At 58.9% G+C, this 22,913-nt stretch carries 26 protein-coding genes; 16 read left to right on the plus strand and 10 right to left on the minus strand.

All coding sequences use genetic code 11. The features are described 5' to 3' along the window. Position 1 precedes the first annotated feature (1 nt). Positions 2–523 (minus strand): 23S rRNA accumulation protein YceD, encoded by a 522-nt coding sequence (yceD, locus tag ACJ8MK_RS01555; RefSeq protein ID WP_004927780.1) that lies wholly within the window; start codon positions 521–523, stop codon positions 2–4. Positions 524–664: 141 nt separating this feature from the next. On the opposite strand from yceD, the gene ACJ8MK_RS01560 reads away from it, so the two are divergent. Next, positions 665–1,246 (plus strand): Maf family protein, encoded by a 582-nt coding sequence (locus ACJ8MK_RS01560; RefSeq protein WP_052475412.1) that lies wholly within the window; start codon positions 665–667, stop codon positions 1,244–1,246. A 6-nt stretch (positions 1,247–1,252) separates the two neighbouring features. Here ACJ8MK_RS01560 and rluC read toward each other — a convergent pair whose 3' ends face one another. Next, positions 1,253–2,212, minus strand: a complete 960-nt coding sequence (rluC, locus tag ACJ8MK_RS01565; protein ID WP_033646448.1) for a 23S rRNA pseudouridine(955/2504/2580) synthase RluC — start codon at positions 2,210–2,212, stop codon at positions 1,253–1,255. A 552-nt stretch (positions 2,213–2,764) separates the two neighbouring features. On the opposite strand from rluC, the gene rne reads away from it, so the two are divergent. Further along, positions 2,765–6,124 carry a ribonuclease E gene (gene rne, locus ACJ8MK_RS01570; protein WP_442517450.1) on the plus strand — a complete coding sequence of 1,120 codons (3,360 nt, stop codon included), beginning with the start codon at positions 2,765–2,767 and terminating at the stop codon, positions 6,122–6,124. A 63-nt stretch (positions 6,125–6,187) separates the two neighbouring features. Here the strand turns inward: rne and ACJ8MK_RS01575 are convergent, their stop codons facing one another. Further along, positions 6,188–6,475, minus strand: coding sequence for a putative quinol monooxygenase (locus ACJ8MK_RS01575; RefSeq protein ID WP_033647446.1), 288 nt, complete (start codon positions 6,473–6,475; stop codon positions 6,188–6,190). A gap of 213 nt (positions 6,476–6,688) precedes the next feature. Between ACJ8MK_RS01575 and pyrC the strand changes: the two genes are divergently transcribed. From pyrC to ACJ8MK_RS01615, 8 genes are all read left to right on the plus strand, one after another. Further along, complete coding sequence (gene pyrC, locus ACJ8MK_RS01580; protein WP_047568077.1) at positions 6,689–7,735, plus strand: dihydroorotase; 1,047 nt, start codon at positions 6,689–6,691, stop codon at positions 7,733–7,735. A 75-nt stretch (positions 7,736–7,810) separates the two neighbouring features. Continuing rightward, positions 7,811–8,050: a DNA damage-inducible protein I gene (gene dinI, locus ACJ8MK_RS01585; RefSeq protein WP_033638037.1), complete on the plus strand. Its 240-nt coding sequence runs from the start codon at positions 7,811–7,813 to the stop codon at positions 8,048–8,050. Positions 8,051–8,180: 130 nt separating this feature from the next. Then, positions 8,181–8,459 carry a hypothetical protein gene (locus tag ACJ8MK_RS01590; RefSeq protein WP_033646451.1) on the plus strand — a complete coding sequence of 93 codons (279 nt, stop codon included), beginning with the start codon at positions 8,181–8,183 and terminating at the stop codon, positions 8,457–8,459. Positions 8,460–8,660: 201 nt separating this feature from the next. Continuing rightward, positions 8,661–8,915: a biofilm formation regulator BssS gene (gene bssS, locus ACJ8MK_RS01595; RefSeq protein WP_004927812.1), complete on the plus strand. Its 255-nt coding sequence runs from the start codon at positions 8,661–8,663 to the stop codon at positions 8,913–8,915. Positions 8,916–9,056: 141 nt separating this feature from the next. Next, on the plus strand, positions 9,057–10,172 hold the full coding sequence (gene solA, locus ACJ8MK_RS01600; protein ID WP_442517451.1) for an N-methyl-L-tryptophan oxidase: 1,116 nt from the start codon (positions 9,057–9,059) through the stop codon (positions 10,170–10,172). Between the two features lie 216 nt (positions 10,173–10,388). Then, positions 10,389–11,015, plus strand: a complete 627-nt coding sequence (locus ACJ8MK_RS01605; RefSeq protein WP_033655066.1) for a LuxR C-terminal-related transcriptional regulator — start codon at positions 10,389–10,391, stop codon at positions 11,013–11,015. A gap of 122 nt (positions 11,016–11,137) precedes the next feature. Then, a complete protein-coding gene (locus ACJ8MK_RS01610) occupies positions 11,138–11,254 on the plus strand; it encodes a DUF2770 family protein (protein WP_033638034.1) in 117 nt (38 codons plus the stop codon). A gap of 3 nt (positions 11,255–11,257) precedes the next feature. Continuing rightward, positions 11,258–12,262, plus strand: coding sequence for a zinc-dependent alcohol dehydrogenase family protein (locus tag ACJ8MK_RS01615; RefSeq protein WP_164104791.1), 1,005 nt, complete (start codon positions 11,258–11,260; stop codon positions 12,260–12,262). Here ACJ8MK_RS01615 and ACJ8MK_RS01620 read toward each other — a convergent pair. Then, a complete protein-coding gene (locus ACJ8MK_RS01620) occupies positions 12,210–13,268 on the minus strand; it encodes an AI-2E family transporter (protein WP_033646455.1) in 1,059 nt (352 codons plus the stop codon). The two genes, ACJ8MK_RS01615 and ACJ8MK_RS01620, sit on opposite strands and share 53 nt — an antisense overlap. Positions 13,269–13,710: 442 nt before the next feature. Between ACJ8MK_RS01620 and ACJ8MK_RS01625 the strand changes: the two genes are divergently transcribed. Both ACJ8MK_RS01625 and ACJ8MK_RS01630 read left to right on the plus strand, forming a co-directional pair. After that, a complete protein-coding gene (locus ACJ8MK_RS01625; RefSeq protein ID WP_004927830.1) occupies positions 13,711–14,265 on the plus strand; it encodes a cytochrome b in 555 nt (184 codons plus the stop codon). Positions 14,266–14,288: 23 nt separating this feature from the next. Further along, on the plus strand, positions 14,289–14,867 hold the full coding sequence (locus ACJ8MK_RS01630; RefSeq protein ID WP_016928208.1) for a YceI family protein: 579 nt from the start codon (positions 14,289–14,291) through the stop codon (positions 14,865–14,867). A gap of 45 nt (positions 14,868–14,912) precedes the next feature. On the opposite strand, the gene trhO is transcribed toward ACJ8MK_RS01630, so the two are convergent. Continuing rightward, positions 14,913–15,980, minus strand: a complete 1,068-nt coding sequence (gene trhO, locus ACJ8MK_RS01635; RefSeq protein WP_033646457.1) for an oxygen-dependent tRNA uridine(34) hydroxylase TrhO — start codon at positions 15,978–15,980, stop codon at positions 14,913–14,915. Between the two features lie 119 nt (positions 15,981–16,099). Then, positions 16,100–16,258 carry a histidine kinase gene (locus ACJ8MK_RS01640; RefSeq protein ID WP_442517452.1) on the minus strand — a complete coding sequence of 53 codons (159 nt, stop codon included), beginning with the start codon at positions 16,256–16,258 and terminating at the stop codon, positions 16,100–16,102. Between the two features lie 261 nt (positions 16,259–16,519). Here ACJ8MK_RS01640 and ACJ8MK_RS01645 point away from each other — a divergent pair, with 261 nt between their 5' ends. The 4 genes from ACJ8MK_RS01645 to ACJ8MK_RS01660 all read left to right on the plus strand — a co-directional run bounded on the left by ACJ8MK_RS01645 (position 16,520) and on the right by ACJ8MK_RS01660 (position 21,293). Next, a complete protein-coding gene (locus ACJ8MK_RS01645) occupies positions 16,520–17,440 on the plus strand; it encodes a Kdo(2)-lipid IV(A) acyltransferase (protein ID WP_033638030.1) in 921 nt (306 codons plus the stop codon). A 101-nt stretch (positions 17,441–17,541) separates the two neighbouring features. Further along, positions 17,542–17,826 carry a YciI family protein gene (locus ACJ8MK_RS01650; protein WP_033655070.1) on the plus strand — a complete coding sequence of 95 codons (285 nt, stop codon included), beginning with the start codon at positions 17,542–17,544 and terminating at the stop codon, positions 17,824–17,826. Between the two features lie 201 nt (positions 17,827–18,027). Next, positions 18,028–19,266 carry a multidrug efflux MFS transporter MdtG gene (gene mdtG / locus ACJ8MK_RS01655; protein ID WP_442517453.1) on the plus strand — a complete coding sequence of 413 codons (1,239 nt, stop codon included), beginning with the start codon at positions 18,028–18,030 and terminating at the stop codon, positions 19,264–19,266. A 473-nt stretch (positions 19,267–19,739) separates the two neighbouring features. Beyond that, positions 19,740–21,293, plus strand: coding sequence for a peptide MFS transporter (locus ACJ8MK_RS01660; protein WP_033638027.1), 1,554 nt, complete (start codon positions 19,740–19,742; stop codon positions 21,291–21,293). Between the two features lie 51 nt (positions 21,294–21,344). Here the strand turns inward: ACJ8MK_RS01660 and ACJ8MK_RS01665 are convergent, their stop codons facing one another. The 4 genes from ACJ8MK_RS01665 to ACJ8MK_RS01680 are packed head-to-tail and all read right to left on the minus strand — an operon-like array spanning position 21,345 to position 22,905. Next, a complete protein-coding gene (locus ACJ8MK_RS01665) occupies positions 21,345–21,743 on the minus strand; it encodes a VOC family protein (protein WP_440481251.1) in 399 nt (132 codons plus the stop codon). Continuing rightward, entirely contained in the window at positions 21,734–22,162 is a 429-nt protein-coding gene (locus tag ACJ8MK_RS01670) for a DUF6691 family protein (protein ID WP_442517454.1), read from the minus strand. The genes ACJ8MK_RS01665 and ACJ8MK_RS01670 overlap by 10 nt, the downstream gene beginning before the upstream one ends. 1 nt (position 22,163) lies before the next feature. Continuing rightward, the gene (locus ACJ8MK_RS01675; protein WP_440481250.1) at positions 22,164–22,598 is read right to left on the minus strand and encodes a YeeE/YedE family protein; all 435 of its coding nucleotides are present in this window, start codon (positions 22,596–22,598) and stop codon (positions 22,164–22,166) included. Continuing rightward, entirely contained in the window at positions 22,588–22,905 is a 318-nt protein-coding gene (locus tag ACJ8MK_RS01680; RefSeq protein ID WP_033638023.1) for an ArsR/SmtB family transcription factor, read from the minus strand. Before ACJ8MK_RS01680 ends, ACJ8MK_RS01675 begins: the two co-directional genes overlap by 11 nt. Between the last annotated feature and the right edge of the window lie 8 nt (positions 22,906–22,913).

Here is a 22,913-nt window from a genome sequence, read left to right on the forward strand (position 1 = left end):
ATTACTTACGCTTTAAACTGGCTAATACGGCAAACGGATTCGGTTTCTCCGCCTCGGGAGGCAGTTGACCAAATACCATGTCCGCTTCGGACACTTCACAGTGTTCAGATTCATGTACCGGAACGACAGGCAGTGAAAGAATAATTTCGTCTTCAATCATCGCCAACAGATCGACTTCGCCAAACTCGTCAACTTCGATCGGTTCGTACGCTTCCGGTAATGCCTCAGCCTGCTCATCATTGACGACCGGGCTAAAACAATATGTTGTGTGAACCTGATGTTCGAACGGGACTCCACAGCGTTGGCACATCAACGTTACCGTGACGTCCGCATGCCCTGTTATCACCGCGAGGCGTTGATTGTCGATATTGAACGACAACGACACCTCGACATCACTGTCCACACTGACCACGGAGTCGGCAACACGAGTAACCTGCTCAGGCGCATAGACACCAGCATAGTCCAGGCGTTTCTGAGCGGTACGTACCGCATCAATGGTCAAGGGTAATTTTACCTTTTGCATAGGGCGCGCATATTAACTTTGTAACGACATAGAGTCAAAGAAAAAGGCCGTAAAACGGCTCCTTTCACCAATATTCGCTTCCACAGCGGCCGACAGTTTAAAATGCCATACCCATTTACGCTACGGTTTGCGAAAAAAATTATGCAGAGATTGCTTTTAGCCTCCACCTCACCCTATCGAAAAATGCTGCTGGAGAAGTTACGGCTGCCCTTCGACTGCGCCGCACCCGAGGTGGATGAAACCCCACTGCCGGGCGAAAGCGCCGAAGCGCTGGTGCTGCGCCTGGCGGCGGCGAAGGCTCAGGCGCTGGCCCTCGCCTATCCCGAGCATCTGATCATCGGCTCCGATCAGGTCTGCGTGATCGATGGCAACATCACCGGCAAGCCCCATACCGAGGAAAACGCCCGGGCGCAGCTGCGCCAGGCCAGCGGCCAGGCCGTGACCTTCTATACCGGCCTGGCGCTGTACAACGGCCGCAGCAAGCAGGTGCAGGCCCTGTGCGAGCCGTTCCACGTGCATTTTCGCGCGTTGAGCGAAGCGGAGATCGCCGCCTATGTACGTCTGGAGCAACCGCTGAACTGCGCGGGCAGTTTCAAGAGCGAGGGATTGGGGATCGCGCTGTTCGACAGGTTGGAAGGCCGGGACCCGAACGCCCTGATCGGCCTGCCGTTGATCGCGCTGTTTGAGATGTTGCGGGCTGAAGGCATCAACCCGCTGGTCTGACGCGGATTACTTGGCCACCTGCCGGCGCAGCACCTGCAGGCAGTGGCGCAGCTCTTGGTCCATCGGCGCTTCGATGCGCATCGTTTCGCCGGTGGCCGGATGCTCGAAGCGCAGCGCCGCGGCGTGCAGGAACAGCCGCTTCAGGCCGGTACCCGCCAGCTGGCGATCGAACTCGCGGTCGCCATAGCGATCGTCAAAGGCGATCGGATGCCCGGCATGCAGCGTGTGCACGCGGATCTGGTGAGTGCGCCCGGTGATCGGGCTGGCCTTCACCAGCGTGGCGAATTCGTAACGCTCTTCCACCTTGAAGCGGGTTTCCGAAGGCTTGCCTTCGCTGCTGACGCGCACGATGCGCTCACCGCTTTGCAGGATGTTTTTCAGCAGCGGCGCCTGTACGGCCTTGCAGTGGGACTGCCACTGGCCGCGCACCAGCGCCAGATAATCCTTCTGCATCCCCTTCAGCCGCAGCTGTTCATGCAGCGAGCGCAGCGCGGAGCGCTTCTTGGCCACCAGCAGCACGCCGGAGGTATCGCGATCCAGACGGTGCACCAGCTCGAGGAAGCGGGCTTCCGGGCGCAGCGCGCGCAGCCCTTCGATCACGCCGAAGCTCAGGCCGCTGCCGCCGTGCACCGCGGTGCCGGAAGGCTTGTTGAGGATCAGCAGGTGGTCGTCTTCATACAGAATGCAATCGGCCAGTGCGGCTACCTTATCCAGCTTGGCCGACACCGGCGTCTCTTCGCGCTCGGCCACCCGCACCGGCGGCACGCGCACCACGTCGCCGGCCGCCAATTTGTATTCGACCTTGATGCGCCCTTTATTGACCCGCACCTCGCCTTTGCGCACGATGCGGTAAATCATGCTCTTCGGCACGCCTTTCAGGCGAGCGAGCAGAAAGTTGTCGATTCTCTGACCGGCTTCGTCGTCGGAAATCGTGATGAATTGTACTGCTGGATTGTTCGTTTTCATGGTGCGGGATTCTAAATAGAGCGCGTAAATAGCGCCACATCTTTTTCTGTGCTTAACTGTCTCTCTGACGGCGGGCGAAACCCCAGCGGACAATAAGGCAGCAAGCCGGTTTGAACGTTTGCGATTTCTTCCGCAGTTAAGGAAAAGTCACCTTGCTATAACGGCATCAGCAGTGGAATAATGCAGTCACTTTCCGCGTTGATTCTCGTTAAACAGGGAAAACGGTGGAATTATAAAATTTGTCTGATCGCGCAAAAACGCAGCAATGGCGTAAGACGTAATGCGAAATCAAACAATTAGCGGGCTGCGGGTTGCAGCTTGGCCGGCAAATGGAATCAGATCTGTCGACGTAAATCAGAGGCTATTCCCCTAGTAAAAGTGCTGTCTTTCACAAAGAAAAGCAGGCTTACCGAGATAATGCGCCCCTATGCAGGCGACAACCGTGAGGTTGACGGCTTTGCGAGAAGACACGGGGCTTTCGGTTTAACTCCGGCCATGAGGTTATTTTGCCCGCAGCTTTGTCGATAATGTAAAAATAACGAGTAAGTTAAGATGAAAAGAATGTTGATTAACGCAACTCAGCAGGAAGAGTTGCGTGTTGCCCTCGTAGATGGACAGCGGCTGTATGATTTGGATATCGAAAGTCCGGGTCATGAGCAGAAAAAAGCGAATATTTACAAAGGCAAAATCACCCGCATTGAACCAAGTCTTGAAGCAGCGTTCGTGGACTACGGCGCAGAACGACATGGTTTCCTCCCTCTTAAAGAAATCGCCCGCGAATACTTCCCTAGCAATTACTCTTCCCATGGCCGCCCGAACATCAAAGATGTGCTGCGCGAAGGCCAGGAAGTCATCGTTCAGGTAGACAAAGAAGAACGTGGCAACAAAGGCGCCGCCTTGACCACCTTCATCAGTCTCGCGGGCAGTTATCTGGTGCTGATGCCGAACAACCCGCGCGCCGGCGGTATTTCCCGCCGCATCGAGGGTGACGATCGCACCGAGCTGAAAGAAGCGCTCTCCTCGCTGCAACTGCCGGACGGCATGGGCCTGATCGTTCGCACCGCGGGCGTAGGCAAATCCGCCGACGCACTGCAGTGGGATCTCTCCTTCCGCCTGAAGCACTGGGAAGCGATTAAAAAAGCCGCCGAAGGCCGCCCCGCGCCGTTCCTGATCCACCAGGAAAGCAACGTTATCGTGCGCGCCTTCCGCGATTACCTGCGCCCGGACATCGGCGAAATCCTGATCGACAACCCGAAAATTCTCGATCTGGCCAAAGAGCACATCGCTGCGCTGGGCCGCCCGGATTTCAGCAGCAAAATCAAACTGTACAGCGGTGAAATCCCTCTGTTCAGCCACTACCAGATCGAATCGCAGATCGAATCCGCCTTCCAGCGTGAAGTGCGCCTGCCGTCCGGCGGCTCGATCGTCATCGACAGCACCGAAGCGCTGACCGCCATCGACATCAACTCCGCCCGCGCCACCCGCGGCGGCGACATCGAAGAGACGGCGTTCAACACCAACCTGGAAGCGGCGGACGAGATCGCTCGCCAGCTGCGCCTGCGTGACCTTGGCGGCCTGATCGTCATCGACTTCATCGACATGACGCCGGTTCGCCACCAGCGCGAAGTGGAAAACCGCCTGCGCGATGCCGTGCGCCAAGACCGCGCGCGCATCCAGATCGGCCGCATTTCCCGTTTCGGCCTGCTGGAAATGTCCCGTCAGCGCCTCAGCCCGTCGCTGGGCGAATCCAGCCACCACGTGTGCCCACGCTGTAACGGCACCGGCACCATTCGCGACAACGAATCGCTGGCGCTGTCCATCCTGCGCCTGATCGAAGAAGAAGCGCTGAAGGAAAACACCAAAGAAGTTCACGCTATCGTGCCGGTTCAGGTTGCTTCGTACCTGTTGAACGAAAAGCGCGAATCCGTCAGCGCGATCGAAAAACGTCAGGGTGGCGTGAAAGCCGTCATCGTGCCTAACGATGAAATGCAAACCCCGCACTACTCGGTGCTGCGCGTGCGCAAGGGCGAGGAAACCTCTACCCTCAGCTACCTGCTGCCGAAGCTGCACGAAGAAGACATGGAGCGCCCGCTGGAAGACGCGCCGATGGAACGCAAGCGTCCGGAGCAACCGGCCCTGGCTTCCTTCTCCCTGTCCGCCGATGCGCCACCGCCGGCTGAAGAACCTGTCGCCGTGGCCAAGCCTGCCGCCGCCAAAGCTAAAGCCGCAGCGCCGGCCGCCGCCAAGCCGGGCTTCCTGGGCCGCCTGTTCGGTGGTCTGAAGAGCCTGTTCGCCGGTGAGGAACAACCTGCCGTCGAAGAAACCAAACCGGCCGAAACGCCGAAGGCGGAAAGCAACGGTGAAAACCGTCGTCAGGATCGTCGCGGTCAGCGTCGCCAAGGCACCGGCCGTAAAGAGCGCGGTGAGCGTGGTGACCGTCCGGAACGCGGCGAGCGTAAAGAGCGCGGTGAAGGCCGTGACAATCGCGAGCGCGACAACCGTGAGCCGCGTGAGAACCGCGAAGGCCGTGAATCGCGTGAATCCCGCGATGAACAGCGCCGTAACCGCCGCAACCAGCAGCAGAACGCGCCGGTAGCGGAGGAAACCGCCTCGGAAGACAGCGCTAAAGCGCCGCGCGAAGATCAGCAGCAACGCCGTGAGCAGCGCGCTGAGCGCCAGCGTCGTCGTCAGGAAGAAAAACGTCAGGCTCAGCAGGAAGTGAAAGCGCTGGAAAGCGTTGAAGCGGTCGAGAGCACCGACGAAGAGCAGGAAGAACGCCAGCAGCAGAACATGCAGCGCCGCCAGCGCCGCCCTCTGTCGCAGAAGGTGCGCATCCTGTCCGCGGAAGAAGAACTGCAGCGTGCAGCGGAAGAGCTGCTGGCGCCGAAAGCGCCGGTAGCGAAAGCCGAAGTCGCGCAGCCGACCGCCGACGACAGCGTCAAGCTGCTGCCGGAAACCGTTGCCGCTCAGCCGGAAGACGATGCCCAGGGCGAAAACCGTGGCAACGGCGAAGGCATGCCGCGCCGTTCCCGTCGTTCACCGCGCCACCTGCGCGTCAGCGGCCAGCGTCGTCGTCGTTACCGCGATGAGCGTTACCCGCTGCAGTCCCCAATGCCGCTGGCGGGCGCGTTCGCTTCGCCGGAAATGGCATCGGGCAAAGTCTGGGTAAGCTACCCGGTTGCTCAGGTTGAAGAAGCCGAAGTGCAGGCCGAAGCCGTAGAAGTAGAACAGGCAGCGGCACCGGTTGTTGCCGCAGCGGTTGAACAGCACAGCGTTGCCGTGGAAGAAACTCAGGCTGCGGCCAGCGTCAACGAGCCGGCACCAGAAGCCGCCGTTGAAACTGCGGCCGTTACCGTAACGGAAGAAGCTGCAGCCGTAGCGCCTGTCGTTGCCACCCCGGCCGAGGAAACCCCGGCGCCGGTGGAAGCCGCGCCGGCACCTGTCGCAGTTGAAGAACCGAAAGCGGAAGAGACTGCCCCGGCAGTGGAAGCCGAGCCGGTAGCTGAAACCGTTGCGGCAGAACCTGTGGTTGAAGACGAGCCTGTGGTCGACGCTGCGCCGGCAGAAGCTGCGCAAGCGGAAGAAACGCCAGTGGCAGAAGCAGCGCCTGCGCCAGCCGCCGTGGAAGCCGCTCCGGTCGAAAAAGCCCCGGCGCCAATCGCCGCAGAACCTGCGCCAGTGGTTGCTCAGCAGCCGGCACCGGTGAAAGCCGTGCAGGACGTACTGTACAAACACATCGCCACTGCGCCGATGACCAAAGCGCCTGCGCCGGCCTACGTGCCGGAAGAACGCAAGCACAGCGACTGGCAGCGCCCTTCCTTCAACTTTGAAGGCAAAGGCTCGGCAGGCGGCCATTCGGCGGTGAGCCAGGCCACCGCGCCGGCCACCAAGCCGCAGCCGGTTAACGAATAAGTTAATCTGCAGCTCTAAAAAAAAACCCGCCATCGGCGGGTTTTTTCTTGCCTGCAAAAAGGCTCAGGCTATCTTTTTCAGTTTTTTGATGTCTAAAACATCCAACTTGCCGTCAAGCCGGCTGACGAACTGCTGAAAATGCGCCGTCTCATTATGCTTATCCAGCGCTTCGCTGCTGGCCCAACGCTCAAAGAACACGAAAACGCCCGGCTTTTCCAGATCGCGATGCAAATCATATTGCAGGTTGCCCAACTCCTGGCGGCTCGGCTCGAGAATGTCGTGCACCGCTTCGCTGACGGCGTCTTCAAATCCCGCTTTCGCTTGCAGGGTGGCGATAACGCGTACTTCCATTGCTTTCTCCCTTTCCACTTGATGAAGGTCGACGGTATTGGCGTCGGCATCGTTGAAATCCCTGTTACTATGCGCCCGCCGCGCTATTGATTTCAACTTGTCGCCAACAAACAGATGCATCTCAGGCGCTTTCCGCTTATCCTTACACCCCGGCGTGAATAAACCCATTATTCGCTTTTCATTAGACGTATTTGACCGCCGGAGCCTAGCTAGATGACCGCACAACCTCAAGTTCTGAAAATCCGCCGCCCAGACGACTGGCATATCCACCTGCGTGACGACGAGATGCTGAAAACGGTGGTGCCCTATACCAGCCAGGTATTTGGCCGGGCGATCGTGATGCCGAACCTAGTTCCGCCCGTAACGACCGTGGCCGCCGCGCGCGCCTACCGCGATCGCATTCTGGCGGCGGTCCCGCAGGGTCACAACTTCACTCCGCTGATGACCTGCTATCTGACCAACTCCCTGGCGGCCAGTGAACTGGTCAACGGCTTTGAGCAAGGGGTGTTTACTGCCGCCAAGCTGTATCCGGCCAACGCCACCACCAACTCCAGCCACGGCGTCAGCGACGTGACCGGCATTTACCCGCTGTTCGAACAGATGCAAAAAATCGGCATGCCTTTGCTGATCCACGGCGAAGTGACCGACCCTGCCGTCGATATCTTCGACCGCGAGGCGCGCTTTATCGAGCAGGTGATGGAACCGATCCGCCAGCAGTTCCCGGAGCTGAAGATCGTCTTCGAGCACATCACCACCAAAGAAGCGGCGCAATATGTGCAGGCAGGCAATCGTTTCCTCGGCGCCACCATCACGCCGCAGCACCTGATGTTCAACCGCAACCACATGCTGGTCGGCGGCATTCGCCCACACCTGTTCTGCCTGCCGATCCTCAAGCGCAATGTCCATCAGGAAGCGCTGCGTCAGGCGGTCGCCAGCGGCTCGGATCGTTTCTTCCTCGGTACCGACTCCGCGCCGCACCTCAAGCATCGCAAAGAGTCCAGCTGCGGCTGCGCCGGCTGTTTCAACGCGCCGAATGCCATCCCGGCTTACGCCGCGGTGTTCGAACAGCTCGGCGCGCTGGCGCACTTTGAGGCCTTCTGCTCGCTCAACGGCCCGCGTTTCTATGGCCTGCCGCTCAACGAAGACTTCATCGAGCTGCAGCGCGTGCCGACCACCCAGCCGGAAGAGATCGCCCTGGGCAATGAATCCGTGATCCCCTTCCTGGCCGGTGAAACCCTGAACTGGTCGCTGAAAGACTGATATTTTTTCTTCGCCCTCTTGCCCCCGCAGTCGGTTAACTGTATAAATAAACAGTAAATCGCTTCGGGGGCAATTATGCGTGTTGAAGTCACTATAGATAAAACCCGGCCGCTGCCGTCGGGCGCCATTGAGGCGCTGACCGGTGAACTGGGCAAACGGGTCAATCGCCAGTTTCCAGACGCCGTCGTGCACGTACGTTATGCCGGCGCCAACGGGCTCTCCGTGCTGGGGGGCGCCAAAACCGACCGGGATCTGATCGAGGAAATCCTTCAGGAAACCTGGGAAAGCGCGGACGAGTGGTTCAGCGCAGAATAACACTGCAATGCTGTTTTTGCCGGGGGTCGCTCTCCGGCTTTTTTGTTTCTGGCGCCCAGCCCATTCATCGCTTACCCTTACTCTGGAACAAAATCCGCCTCAGCGCTGTATTTAACGCAAAGGAGTAAGCATGGCCCCGGACAAGGTGAAATCCGAAGACGCAATGACGTTTGGCGAACTGCTGGCGTTGATTGCCGATCAGAAAAGGCGCTTGAACGTACTGGAAGTGGCTTTCTCTTATCTGGCCTTCAGCCTGGATGACAAAGCCAACCAGCGGCTGATCCACAGCCTGAAGCTGGAATCGCACAGCCAGAATCGCGACGCCGAAACGCAAAAGCATTTCGCCCATTTGGCCGAAGAGCTGGAAAAATGTCTGTATGGTGCATCGCCACCTGCCGACGCGGAATAACGCGCCGCGCTGTACTCACCCACTGCAACACATACAAATTTGTAGAATAATTGCTCAAATAAATATTTATTTTGCAAATTTTGGTGACAACCCCCTCCACCGATGAAAGCGGATGCGTATACTGTAATTGCTCTCATGATGATGAGCCGCATTGATCCTCGTTAGTCACTCACGGTAGTTACTACTCAATAAGGGGTCTTTATGGACAGAAATGATGAAGTAATTCAGACGCACCCGCTTGTCGGTTGGGATATCAGTACTGTCGACGTTTACGACGCCATGATGATACGCCTTCATTACCTGTCTTCACTAGACCAAACGCCCGAAGAAGCCCAAGTAGACAGAACGCTTTGGCTGACCACAGATGTCGCCCGTCAATTAATCAATATCTTAGAGGCCGGCATCGCCAAGATTGAAGCTACGGATTATCAGGATCTTGATCGCAGAAAACATTGATTCATCGTCCCCTAACCCCTAAGGCGCCGCGCCCCATCCCCGGCGCCTTTTTCTTTGCCTTTCGCCGTTCAATCAGTGCATTGCGCCCGCCAACCTTTTATCATGGGGCGATAAGAATTCGCTATCAGAGAGGGTGGGCACGTGGAATATGATTTGATTGTGGTGGGCAGCGGTTCAGTCGGCGCAGCGGCAGGGTATTACGCAACCCGCGCCGGCTTGAAAGTGCTGATGATCGACAGCGCCATTCCCCCGCACCGCAACGGCAGCCATCACGGCGATACCCGCATCATCCGTCACGCTTACGGCGAAGGTGAAAAGTACGTGCCGCTGGTGCTGCGCGCGCAGGCGTTGTGGAATGCGCTGATTCAACATTCCGGCGAGGAACTGTTCCAGTCGTGCGGCGTACTCAACCTGGGGCCGCAGCACTCCGAATTCATTCGCAATGCTCAGCAGAGCGCGCAAAAATTCCGCCTGAACGCACAAACCCTCAGCGCCGAACAGATTGCTCAACGCTGGCCGGAATTCCGCACGCCGGAAGGTTACGTCGGCGTTTTCGAGCCGGACGCCGGCTTCCTACGTTCCGAACTGGCGGTGGCCAGCCTGATCAAGCTGGCGAAAGAGGCCGGCTGCAGCCAGTTGTTCAACTGTCCGGTCAGTGCGGTGGAGCCTATCGATGGCGGCGTTGCAGTCGTCACCGGCGAAGGGCGTTTCACGGCGCGAAAAGCGGTGGTCACCGCCGGCACCTGGGTGAAAGTGCTGTTGCCGCAGCTGCCGGTTGCGCCATTGCGCAAGGTATTCTCCTGGCATCAGGCGGATGGCCGCTACAGCGTGAACAATCGCTTCCCGGCCTTTACCGTTGAAGCGCAAGACGGCACGCACTATTACGGCTTCCCGGCGGATAACGACGGCCTGAAAGTGGGCAAACACGACGGTGGCCAGCCGATGGATGCCCCCGAGCAGCGTAAACCTTTCGGCAGCCACGCCAGCGACGGTACCGAAGTCTTCACCTTCCTGCGGCAGTTTTTACCGGGTGTAGGCGTATGTTTACACGGCGAAGCCTGCAGTTATGACATGAGCCCCGACGAAGACTTTATTATCGATACCCTGCCGGAGTGCGATCGCCTGATGGTCATCAGCGGATTGAGCGGCCACGGCTTCAAGTTCGCCAGCGCACTGGGCGAGATTGCCGCGCTGTTCGCGCAGGACAAAGCGCCGCCGGTCGACGTCTCCAGCTTTGGTCTGAAACGATTTAGCTAAGCAAAGGCTGTCGCTGTCCTGGTTCCCGTCGAGCCCTGGGCAGCGAAATCTGACGGTTACAATTTCTTAACCTGCTAACTCTTTTAAATACCAAGTAAAAATTCTTATAACGGAAATTTCTTGCATTCAGCAGTTGAATTTCCGAATTGAACACTTGCAGTGTAAGTCCTATTTTACAGAAGATATGCTCCATCGGCTTTCAACAAGGACGTCACCATGAAACTACTTGTCGTGGACGAATGCTGCTTCACCCGGGTCGGTATAGCCAGCTACTTTGCTGATAGTGGGATTACGACGATCAAGTGCTGCCACAGCATTGAGTACGCTACGCCGCTGTTGGCCAGCTTTCAGCCGAGCCACATTCTGGTGAACCTCAGCAATCAGTGCCGCTATAACGAAGCGGACGCACAGCTGCTGGCGTTTATGGAGGCCAGCCAGTCTGCCTTGATGTTTATCTATCTCGATACGCCTTACCCTTATAGCGAAACGCCAATGCGCATCGCCGATAACGCGTTTCTGTTCAATAAAAGCATTCTGCCGCTCACCTTACGCACGCTGCGCGAAAATCCGCTGGCGCTGGCCGATGACGGCGAAGAGCGTTCCCTGTTCAGCCCGCAGGAACTGACGGTGATGAAATATTGGATGGCGGAGATGCCCAACTACCGCATCGCGAAAAAACTGCAAATTAGCTCGCATACGGTGTACGTGCACAAGCGGCACATCACGGAGAAGATCAACGCGCGCAACCGGCTGGAGTTCTACTCGTTGTATAACGTGCTGCGTTATTTCTACCCGCCGAACACGCCAACGAACTCGACGCCGTTGGCGCTGCTGGCGGTATGACATCAAGCCTGCGATAACGCAGGCTTTTTTATCGCCATTCTTCCAGCGCTCATGCGCGGCGCGCTATAAAAGACGCAGAGAAAAGGACTATAATCAAAGGTCTCTTTCTTCTGGCGGCTGAAATGTTAAACCGAATACTGGCGGCTATCGTCAACAACGTGCGTGAGCACCTGGTGCTGTATCTTTGCCTGTGGCTGGTGCTGCTGGCGCTGGATGTCTACTTTTTCTTCGTACTGTAACCCATGCCGTCGTCATTTCCCCGATTGAGCTTCAACCGCTTCGGCGATCCCGCCCAGGTGCTGACGCTGCAGCAGGTGAACAGGCCGCCGCTGCGCCCCGGCCGGCTGCTGCTGCAGATGCGCTATGCCCCGATCAATCCTTCCGACCTGATCCCGATTCACGGCCAATACGCGCACCGTATCGCCCTGCCGCAGGTGCCGGGCTATGAAGGCGCAGGCGTCATCGTCGATCCGCAGAGCGGGCGCTCGACCGGCCGACGCGCGCTGGCGGTAGCGGGTGACGGCAGTTGGCAAACCTTCGTCACGCTGCCTGAGGATCGGGTGGTGTGGGTGCCGGACGACATCGACGACAACGACGCGGCACAGATTTACATCAACCCGCTCACCTGCTGGGTGCTGCTGACGCAATGGCTGCCGCTCAACGCCGGCGACGTGCTGCTGCTCAACGGCGGCGGCTCCGCCGTTAGCCTGCTGTTGGCGCAGCTGACGGCGCTGCGTGGTATTCGTCTGGCGGTGGCGGTGCGCAACGCCGCCCATCGCCAGGCGCTGCTGGCCGCCGGCGCCTGGCGCGTTATCGAAGCGCCGCAGCTGGCGCAGATGACCCATTTTGGCGCCCGCGCCGCCATCGACTGCATCGGCGGAGAAGACGGATTGCAGCTGGCGCGAGCGGTTCGCTCCGGCGGCGATTTCGTGGCGCTGGGCCTTTTAGGCGGGCGCCAGGTGGACTGGCGGCGCGTAGTGGATGAGTTAAAGCTGCGCGCTTCGCTGTTCCACCTGCGTAAATGGAATGCGCATGCGGCGCCGGCGCAGTGGCAAACGGCGTTTTATCAGCTATTCCAGCTGCTGCGCCGCGGCCAGCTGGCGCTGCGCCCGCCCGCCGCGATTTACCCTCTGCATCAGTACGCAGCGGCGCTGCAACACGCCGCGCAGCCCGGCGTCAACGGAAAAATCTTCCTCACTCCGGCGCCGCCGGAGGCTGGCGCGGCGGGCGGCCGTCCCCCAGGATAACCGCCAGCCGATAGCCGCCCTCGGTGGTCTCCAGCGCGATGCGCGCCACGATCGTCAGCGGCACCGACAGCAACATGCCCACCGGGCCGAGCAGCCAACCCCAAAAGATCAGCGACAGGAACACCACCAGCGTCGACAACCCCAGCCCGCGCCCCATCACCCGCGGTTCGAGGATATTGCCGATCACCATGTTGACAGCGATAAAGCCGCCCGCCACCACCAGCGCATCGCCCAATCCGTTGAACAGCAGCGCCTGAATCAACGGTGGAATGGCGGCCAATACCGAGCCGATATTGGGGATATAGTTGAGCAGAAACGCCAGCAGCCCCCAGATAAAGGCGAAGCGCACGCCGACCGCCGCCAGGAAGATCCAGACGATCACGCCGGTGGCCAGGCTGATGATGGTTTTAATCACCAGATAGCGCGTCACGCCGTCCAGCGCCCGCCGCATCGCGGCGAGGCCTTCATTCGGCTTATCCAACGCCTGCTGCAGCTTATAAGGCAGCAGTTGCACTTCAAACAGCATAAACACCACGGTCATCAGCAGCAGGAAGACGTTGGTCATGGCGCCAGACAGGTGCCCCAGCATGCGGGTAACCAGATTCATCGCCGCGCTGGGATCGACATACTGCAGCATCGCTTCGCTGGAGAGGCTGATATTGAAGCGATCGGCGTAATGCTGCAGCTCGCGCAGTTTCTCGATCATCATGCCGCGGTACTGCGGCAGCGAGCGGGCGAACTCGTTCAGCGAAGCGCCCAGCATGCCGATAAACAGCATCACGACCACGATCACCGCCGTCACCAGCAGCGTCACCCCAAGGATGCGCGGCACCCGGCGGCGTTCCAGCATCGTCACCAGCGGGTTCAGCACCATGGCGAGGAATACCGCCAGTAGAAACGGCACCACGATGTCGGCGGCGGCTTTCACCCCGGCCAAAATGATCACCAACATCGCCAACAGGACGGCCAAACGCAGGCTGCTGTCGGTTACTCGGGTTCGGCCCATGACGTTTCCTTGTTATTTCACTGGGTTAACCGGCCACAAAGAGCCGACTCTTGGCGCTAATGGTAGCAAAGTCGGCCGTCACGCCGCAGAGGATTTAGCGTAACCGTTCGAATAATTTAATCTTTCCGCCCTGCTCTTCACCGCAAGAAATAGGCATAACCTTTGCCAACCAATAATCCCGCCCAGCAATCCATGAACGGTTTACGTAAAATGACAAAAGCTGACATTAATAGATAATAAGCCTAATTTTCAACAACTAGCATAATCGCCACGTGAAAGAAATCATATCATCTTCAACGATTTATCTGATGAACTCCGAACATCTCAAACAAATTCACTGACTAATATTTCTAAGAAGTAACATAGTTAAATTTATTATTGATTTTATGTTTCCTAAAGTTTAATTATTGCAGCCAGCCAATCGGTAATCGAAGGAAACAGGATGCTCTGGAAAAATACCGCCGATCGTTTCGGCCATGTGTCAGTGTTGATCCACTGGCTGGTGGCGCTGACGGTGTACGGCATGTTCGCCCTCGGCCTGTGGATGGTCACGTTGGGCTATTACGACGTCTGGTACCACCAGGCGCCGGAGATCCACAAAAGCATCGGCACGCTGCTGTTCATCGTGATGGTGATCCGCGTGATCTGGCGCTTTGTCTCGCCGCCGCCCAAGCCTCTGGCCAGCTATGGCCGCCTCACTCGCGTCAGCGCCATTCTCGCGCATCTGGCGCTGTATGCCGTGCTGTTCGGCATTCTGATCAGCGGCTATCTGATCTCGACCGCCGACGGCCAACCGATCAGCGTATTCGGCTGGTTCGACGTGCCCGCCACCGTGACCGGCATGGCGGAGCAAGCCGATACCGCCGGTGCCATTCACCTTTACCTGGCCTGGGCCGTGGTAGTGCTCTCGGTACTGCACGGGCTGGCCGCGCTTAAACATCACTTTATCGATCGTGATGTCACTTTGAAACGGATGCTGGGTAGCAGCGCCGATTAACCTTTGGATTTATGGAGATTGCTATGTTGAAAAAGACCGTATTGGGCCTGACCGCAGGCGCCCTGCTGCTGAGCGCCGGTTCCGCACTGGCGGCGGACTACAAGATCGACAAACAGGGCCAGCACGCCTTTATCGAGTTCCGCATCCAGCACCTGGGTTACAGCTGGCTGTACGGCAGCTTTAAAGACTTCGACGGCGGCTTCACCTTCGACGAAAAAGATCCTTCGAAGGACAAGGTCAACGTGACCATCAATACCGCCAGCGTCGACACCAACCACGCCGAACGCGACAAGCACCTGCGCAGCGCCGAGTTCCTCAACGTGGAGAAGAACAAGCAGGCCAAGTTTGAATCCACCGAAGTGAAGAAAAGCGGCGACGGTTATGCGGTGGTCGGCAACCTGACGCTGAACGGCGTGACCAAACCGGTTACGCTGGACGCCAAACTGATTGGCCAGGGCAACGATCCGTGGGGCGGCTACCGCGCCGGCTTTGAAGCCAACGGCAAGATCAAGCTGAAAGATTTCGGCATCACCACCGATCTGGGCCCGGCGTCGCAAGACGTTGAGCTGATCATCTCCGTAGAAGGCGTGCGCGAGAAATAAGTAAAAAAGCCCGGCTTGGCGGCCGGGCTTCTCATTTCCTCAGGCTCAGCGGGCTGGGCCTTCTTCTTCCGGTGCCGGAATGTGCATCGTAGTCTGCAACAGGCCTTTCGACTTATTGAAGATCTTGACGCCGTTTTCACGGCCGGCACGGCGCGCGCGCTGCTCTTCGCGCGGCAGCTTCAGCTCTTCGCGGCAAATTTCACTGCAGCACCCTTCAAACTTGGCGGCGCAGCTCGGGCACTGAATGAACAGCAGGTGGCAGCCGTCGTTTTTGCAGTTGGTGTGGGTATCGCACGGCGCCCCGCACTGGTGGCAGTTGGCGATCACATCGTCGGAAATGCGCTCGCCCATACGCTCATCGAACACAAAGTTTTTGCCGATAAACTTCAGCGGCAACCCCTGCTCTTTCGCTTTGCGGGCGTACTCGATGATCCCGCCTTCCACGTGGTAGATGTTTTTAAAGCCGTTGTGCAGCATATAGGCGCTGGCTTTTTCACAGCGAATGCCGCCGGTGCAGTACATGACGATGTTTTTGTCTTTGCTGTCCTGCAGCATCTCCACCGCCATCGGCAGCTGATCGCGGAAGGTATCCGACGGCACCTCGATGGCGTTTTCGAAGTGACCGACTTCGTACTCATAGTGGTTGCGCATGTCGACGAACACCGTATTCGGATCGTCGATCATCTGATTGACGCGATCGGCCTGCAGATATTCGCCGACGTTGCTTGGGTCAAAGCTCTCGTCATCGATGCCGTCGGCCACGATGCGCTCGCGCACCTTGAGGCGCAGCACCCAGAAGGATTTGCCGTCGTCTTCGAGCGCGATATTCAGGCGAACCTGATCCAGCGCCGGGTGCGAGGCGAACAGCGCGGCTTTGAACGCGTCGAAGTTATGCTGCGGCACGCTGATCTGCGCGTTGATGCCCTCTTTCGCCACGTAGATGCGGCCGAACACCTTCAGTTTTTCGAACTGAACGTACAGGCTGTCGCGAAACGCTTTGGGATCGTCGATGGAGAAATATTTGTAAAAAGAAACTGTGGTGCGCGGCTCGGTTTCTGCCAGCATGCGCGCCTTCAGTTCCTCATTAGAAATTCGGTTATGTAACACTGGCATGGTGTACTTTCCTGTCTTTCGGGAGGTGACTGATTATCGCGCGCAGCCTGCCGGCCCGCGCGCGGCGCACATCATACCCGAAAAACCGCCGCCGCGCAGCCCTGACGCAAACGCCCCGTTCAGCGTCCGCCGCCTTCGGTAAACGCGGAAGCCAGCATACCGAGCGCCATCATCATGCCGGCGAGCGCCAATATCGCGTTCACCTGCAGATGCGCGCCGACGCTGCCGACCGCCGCGCCCAAAACCAGCAGCCCCGCACTGATCCATGGTGCCAACATATTTACCCTCTGAATAATTACCAGCAATAATATCGCCATTATCTTTGGCAGGAAAGATTGTGGAAAAATTCGGCATTCGATGCATATTTAACGCCCAAAAAGGGATTTTAATGCGTTGTGTTTTCCCGGATCGCCAGAAAAATGCCACAATAGTCGCAAACAAACGGCAGAAACGAACCTTGCCGCCGAGCTCACCCGGCTGCCAGACCATGCTATGACTCTGTCATTACACTTAAACAACCGTATTCAAACAGAGAACCCATGACTCAAGTTCCTACTTTCAATCGTTCCTTATTGCACCCGCGCTACTGGCTGACCTGGGTCGGCATCGGCTTGCTGTATCTGCTGGTGTTGCTGCCTTATCCCGTCATCTACTGGCTCGGCACCTCGATTGGGCGATTTTCCATGCGCTTTCTCAAGCGACGCGTCGCTATCGCCCAGCGTAACCTCGAGCTCTGTTTTCCCGACATGCCGCAGGCCGAACGCGATGCGCTGGTGGTAAAGAATTTCGAATCGGTCGGCATGGGGCTGTTTGAAACCGGCATGGCGTGGTTCTGGCCCAACTGGCGCATCGAGCGCTGGTTCAAGGTCAGCGGCCTGGAGCACATCCAAAAGGCGCGCGACAACCAGCAGGGCGTGTTGCTGATTGGCCTGCACTTTTTGACGCTGGAGCTGGGCGCGCGCATCTTCGGCATTCACAACCCGGGCATCGGCGTTTACCGCCCGCACGACAACAAGCTGATGGACTGGCTGCAAACCTGGGGCCGCATGCGTTCCAACAAATCGATGCTGGATCGCAAAGACATCAAAGGCATGATCCGCGCCCTGAAACAGGGCGATATCATCTGGTATGCGCCGGATCACGACTACGGCCCGCGCAGCAGCGTATTCGTGCCGCTGTTCGCGGTAGACAAAGCCGCCACCACCACCGGCAGTTACGTGCTGGTGCGGATGGGCAAACCGGCGATCATTCCGTTCACCCCGCGCCGCCTGCCGGACGGCAAAGGCTATGAGCTGATCATGCAGCCGGCGGTGGAAAACTTCCCGCTGGATAACGAACTCGATGCCGCCGCCTTTATGAATAAAGTGGTGGAAAAAGAGATCCTGATGGCGCCGGATCAATACATGTGGCTGCATCGCCGCTTCAAGACCCGCCCGGAAGGCGAGCCTTCGCTCTACTGATAAAGCAAACCCGCCGCCGGCGGGTTTTTTATTGCGCGCCTCTTGAGAATCGACGGCGAGGGTGGGATGGTAAAGCCTTTGCCACCAACCCCGGAGCCGCCATGTACATTGTCAGCCTGACCTACCATCGCCCGATCGCCGACGTCGACAGCCACCTTGACGGGCACATCGCCTGGCTTAAGAAATATTTTCAGGACGGCACCTTCATCGCCTCCGGCCGCAAGAATCCCCGCACCGGCGGCGTGATCCTGGCCAAGGGCATTGAGCGCGCGCGGCTGGACGCCATCCTGGCCGAAGATCCGTTCAACGCCGTGGCTCACTACGAGGTCACTGACTTTAGCGCCACCACCACCGCCGCCGGTTTCGAGGCGCTGGCCGGCCTATAAAACGCTGAAAATTCCGCGCGCCAAGCGCGGAATAAGGTTTAAGCGTCATTTTTAAAACTTTATTTCATTTTTTGCCCTATTCCCGTCCTCTGGTTTGCCGTAGCCGCGCTGGCGGCGCATACTTATCAGGCTAACTTTCACGTTTTGCCCCTCATCTTTTTGCCGCCGGCAAAACGCGTCACCTTTCGGCAATGGACATTTATGGCTTCGGCAGCAGAACCCGTTAACTGGAAACGCAACCTTTTCGTCGCCTGGGTAGGGTGCTTTCTCACCGGCGCCGCCTTCAGCCTGGTGATGCCGTTTCTGCCGCTGTACGTCGAGACCCTGGGCGTAACCGGCCATCAGGCGCTCAACATGTGGTCCGGTCTGCTGTTCAGCATTACCTTCCTGTTTTCCGCTATCGCCGCGCCGTTCTGGGGCGCCCTGGCCGACCGACGCGGCCGTAAACTGATGCTGCTGCGCTCCGCCCTGGGCATGGCGATCGTCATGGTGCTGATGGGCATGGCGCAAACGGTCTGGCAGTTTCTCGCGCTGCGTGCGGTGCTGGGGTTGCTCGGCGGGTTCATTCCCAACGCCAACGCGCTGATCGCCACCCAGGTGCCGCGCAACCGCAGCGGCTGGGCGCTCGGCACCCTGTCAACCGGTGGCGTAGGCGGTGCGCTGATCGGCCCGCTGATCGGCGGCCTGTTGGCCGACCTCTATGGTCTGCGCCCGGTGTTTTACATCACCGCCGCGGTGCTGTTCGTCTGCTTCGTGCTGACGCTGCTGTATGTCAAAGAGCAGTTCACCCCGGTACAAAAACGCGACATGTTGCACGCAAAACAGGTGTTCGCCTCGCTGAAGAACCCGAAGCTGGTGCTCAGCCTGTTCGTCACTACCATGATCATCCAGATCGCCACCGGCTCGATTGCGCCGATCCTGACGCTGTATGTGCGCGATCTGGCCGGCGCCACCCATAACCTGGCGTTTATCAGCGGGCTGATCGCCTCGGTGCCCGGCGTCGCGGCGTTGATGAGCGCCCCACGTCTGGGCAAGCTGGGCGATCGCATCGGTCCGGAGCGCATTCTGATATGTATGCTGATCGTCTCGGTGCTGTTGCTGATCCCGATGGCCTTCGTGCAAACGCCGTGGCAGCTCGGAGTGCTGCGTTTTCTGCTGGGGGCGGCCGACGGCGCGCTGCTGCCGGCGGTACAGACGCTGCTGATTTACAACTGCACCAATCAGGTGGCCGGCCGCATTTTCAGCTATAACCAATCGTTCCGCGACGTCGGCAACGTCAGCGGCCCATTGCTTGGGGCCGCGGTCTCCGCCGGCTACGGTTTTCGCGCGGTCTTCGGCGTCACCGCTTTGGTGGTGCTGTTCAACGCCGGTTATTCCTGGTGGTGTCTGCGGCGGCGGCCGGGCTACATGCGGGAAGACACGCTGCAGGAAGAACAATAGCTGCATTTATCGCCAATTTCCGCCATTGGCCGGATCAACGCCGCGTTTCCCCTACTTTTAATAATGCTTCCTTCAGGCCTGCGAATTTTCGGCCCACTCGGAACATTCTTACCTCAACATCTTGTTTATCAACAATTAATTAACTTTCAGCGCATAAAACCCGCTGTCAATCATATTCCCGCCACAACCAACAGAAAAACCAGAAAAGTAGATGCTTGTCGACTTTTCGTCTAAAAAATGGGATACAGGTACTAGACAAAACCAACGACCAGTTATCAAATGGTTAAATAATATCACGCCAGATGTGAACCATCGGCCAAGTGAAAAAAGGTCAGCACGCTTTCCACGGTTTATCAGCGTTGCAGCCGCGGTTTTGTCGGGTAATCCGCATTGGGCGGATCGCCTTCATTAAATACACATACAACCACAGTACGGGCTGCAGCCATGCAGCGCCTTTTTATTGGGAAATCGTTATGCAATCCTCTGTCAATAAGTCAGAAAGCCGGACCTTCTTCGGCCATCCCTATCCGCTGGGTTCTCTGTTCTTCACCGAAATGTGGGAACGCTTTTCGTTCTACGGCATCCGTCCGCTGCTGATCCTGTTTATGGCCGCCACCGTGTACGACGGCGGCCTGGGTCTGGCGCGTGAGAACGCGTCGGCGATCGTCGGCATTTTCGCCGGCAGCATGTACCTGGCGGCACTGCCGGGCGGCTGGCTGGCGGACAACTGGCTCGGCCAACGCAAGGCAGTCTGGTACGGTTCTATCCTGATCGCCCTCGGCCACCTGTCGATCGCCCTGTCCGCGGTGATGGGCACCAACCTGTTCTTCATCGGCCTGATGTTCATCGTGCTCGGTTCCGGCCTGTTCAAGACCTGTATCTCGGTGATGGTCGGCACGCTGTACAAGAAAGGCGATGCGCGCCGCGACGGCGGTTTCTCGCTGTTCTACATGGGCATCAACATCGGTTCGTTCATCGCCCCGTTGATCTCCGGCTGGCTGATCAAGTCACACGGCTGGCACTGGGGCTTCGGCATCGGCGGTATCGGGATGCTGGTGGCGCTGGTGATCTTCCGCGTGTTCGCCGTCCCGGCGATGAAACGCTATGACCGCGAAGTGGGCCTGGATTCCACCTGGAACAGCCCGGTCGCGAAGAAAAAAGGCGTCGGCGCCTGGCTGCTGGCATTGGCGGTAGGCCTGGCTGCGGTCATCGTGCTGATCGCTCAGGGCACCATCGTCATCAACCCGGTCGAAGTAGCCAGCGTGCTGGTGTACGTGATCGCCGCGTCGGTCACCCTGTACTTCATCTATCTGTTCGCCTTTGCCGGCCTGAGCCGCAAAGAGCGCGCACGCCTGCTGGTGTGCTTTATCCTGCTGATCTCCGCCGCGTTCTTCTGGTCGGCGTTTGAACAGAAACCGACCTCGTTCAACCTGTTCGCCAACGATTACACCAATCGCATGGTCGGCGGCTTCGAGATCCCGGCGGTGTGGTTCCAGTCGATCAACGCCTTGTTCATCATCCTGCTGGCGCCGGTGTTCAGCTGGGCCTGGCCTGCGCTGGCGCGCAATAACGTGCGCCCGAGCAGCATTACCAAGTTCGTGATCGGTATCCTGTGCGCCGCCGGCGGTTTCGGCCTGATGATGCTGGCCGCGCAGAATGTGCTGAGCAACGGCGGCGCCGGCGTATCGCCGATGTGGCTGGTGGGCAGTATCCTGATGCTGACGCTGGGTGAGCTGTGCCTGAGCCCGATCGGCCTGGCCACCATGACGCTGCTGGCGCCGGAGAGAATGCGCGGGCAAATGATGGGGCTGTGGTTCTGCGCCAGCGCGCTGGGCAACCTGGCGGCCGGTCTGATCGGCGGTCACGTCAAGGCCGACCAACTGGATATGCTGCCGGATCTGTTCGCTCGCTGCTCAGTCGCGCTGCTGATCTGCGCCGCCGTGCTTATCGTGCTGATCGTGCCGATTCGCCGCATGCTGGAAAATACCCAGACCAAGAGCGCGCAGAAACCGGCGACCAGCGCCTGACGGATACCCCTTTTTTATCTCGCAAACCGGCGCTCAAGGCGCCGGTTTTTTTTATCCTTGCCAGGCCTGATGTTGCAGGACCACCCGGTAGCCGTCAGGATCTTCAAAGGTTTGCCCCGCCCTATCCCAATAGGGGTTATAGGCGGTGACCGCCAGGAATCCTGCCGCCCGCATCCGCTCGCACGCGGCTCGCCATGCGTTCTCATCCGGCAGATAAAACACCAGCAGATGATCCTGCGTCGGCGCCTGCCCGACCCGCACCCCGCGATGCTGCGTGAACTCCAGATGGTAGGCATGCTGCGGATGGCCGATCATTATGCCGTCAAAGCCCTGATGATCGACAAACTCGCCCAGCTTTTCGAACCCCAGCCCGCGACAATACAGCACGGCAATCTCTTGCAACCGATCGGTCGGGCGCGCGATGCGCAACACCGCCTTGGCTATCGACATGTACGCCTCCGCCTCATGATAATCTCATACAGCGCCATGCCCACCAGCATCGCCAGCAGGAACGGCCATACCCGCTGTATCTCCGCCCCCGCCAACACCCAGGCCGGGCCAGGGCAAATGCCCGCCATGCCCCAACCGATGCCGAACAGCACGCTGCCCACCAGCAAACGGCGATCCACACGCCCGACGGCCGGGATCTGCAGCGGTTCCCCCAACAGGCTCCGCTGGCGTCGACGCGCCCACATAAAGGCCGGCGCCGCCACTGCAATCGCCCCAACCATCACCAACGCCAGCGAAGGATCCCACTGGCCGGTAATATCGAGAAACGCCAGTACTTTGGCCGGATTGGCCATACCGGCGACGATCAGCCCCAGACCGAAAATCACGCCGCTCAGCAGCGCCAACAGGGATTTAAACATCTCACCCTCCCAGCAGGTGGCGCATCAGCCACACGGTCATAAAACCCAGCAGCATAAACACCGCCGTGGCGGCCAGCGAACGCGGTGCCAGCCGCGCGACGCCGCACACGCCGTGCCCGCTGGTGCAACCGCTGCCCAATCGAGTCCCCACCCCCACCAACAGCCCTGCTACCGCCAGCCCGCCGCTGCCGGCCGCGATCTCAGCAGACGGCAAAGCCGCTGCGGCAGCATACAGCCAAGGGGAAATCAGCAACCCGCCAAGAAATGCGGCGCGCCAGCCCCGCTCGCGGCCACCCGCGCTCAATAAACCGCCGGTAATGCCGCTGATGCCGGCGATCCGGCCGTTGAACAGCAGCAGCAGCGCCACCGCTGCGCCGATAATGGTTCCGCCCGCCAGCGCGGAATACGGCGTGAAGTGTTGCCAGTCAATGGTCATCGCGGTTCTCCGGCTGTGGGCAATAGAGTTGATACAGGGTATGGAGCAGCGCCAGCGCTTTGGCATCGGCCACCGCATAGTAAATCTGCTTGCCGGCGCGTCGGGTGGAGACCAATCCCTCCTCGCGCAGCACGCCAAGCTGCTGGGACAGCGTCGGCTGGCGGATATCCAGCGCCTGCGCCAGCTCGCTCACCGCCATCTCGCCCTGGCTGAGCCGGCACAGCAGCAGCAGCCGATCTTCGTTGCCCAAGGTGCGCAGCATCGCGCCAGCCTGCGCCGCCGCCTTGCGCATCGCGTCAATATCCATTGCTCCTC

The organism is Serratia sp. CY38905 (assembly GCF_052168875.1).
GTDB lineage: Bacteria > Pseudomonadota > Gammaproteobacteria > Enterobacterales > Enterobacteriaceae > Serratia > Serratia sarumanii.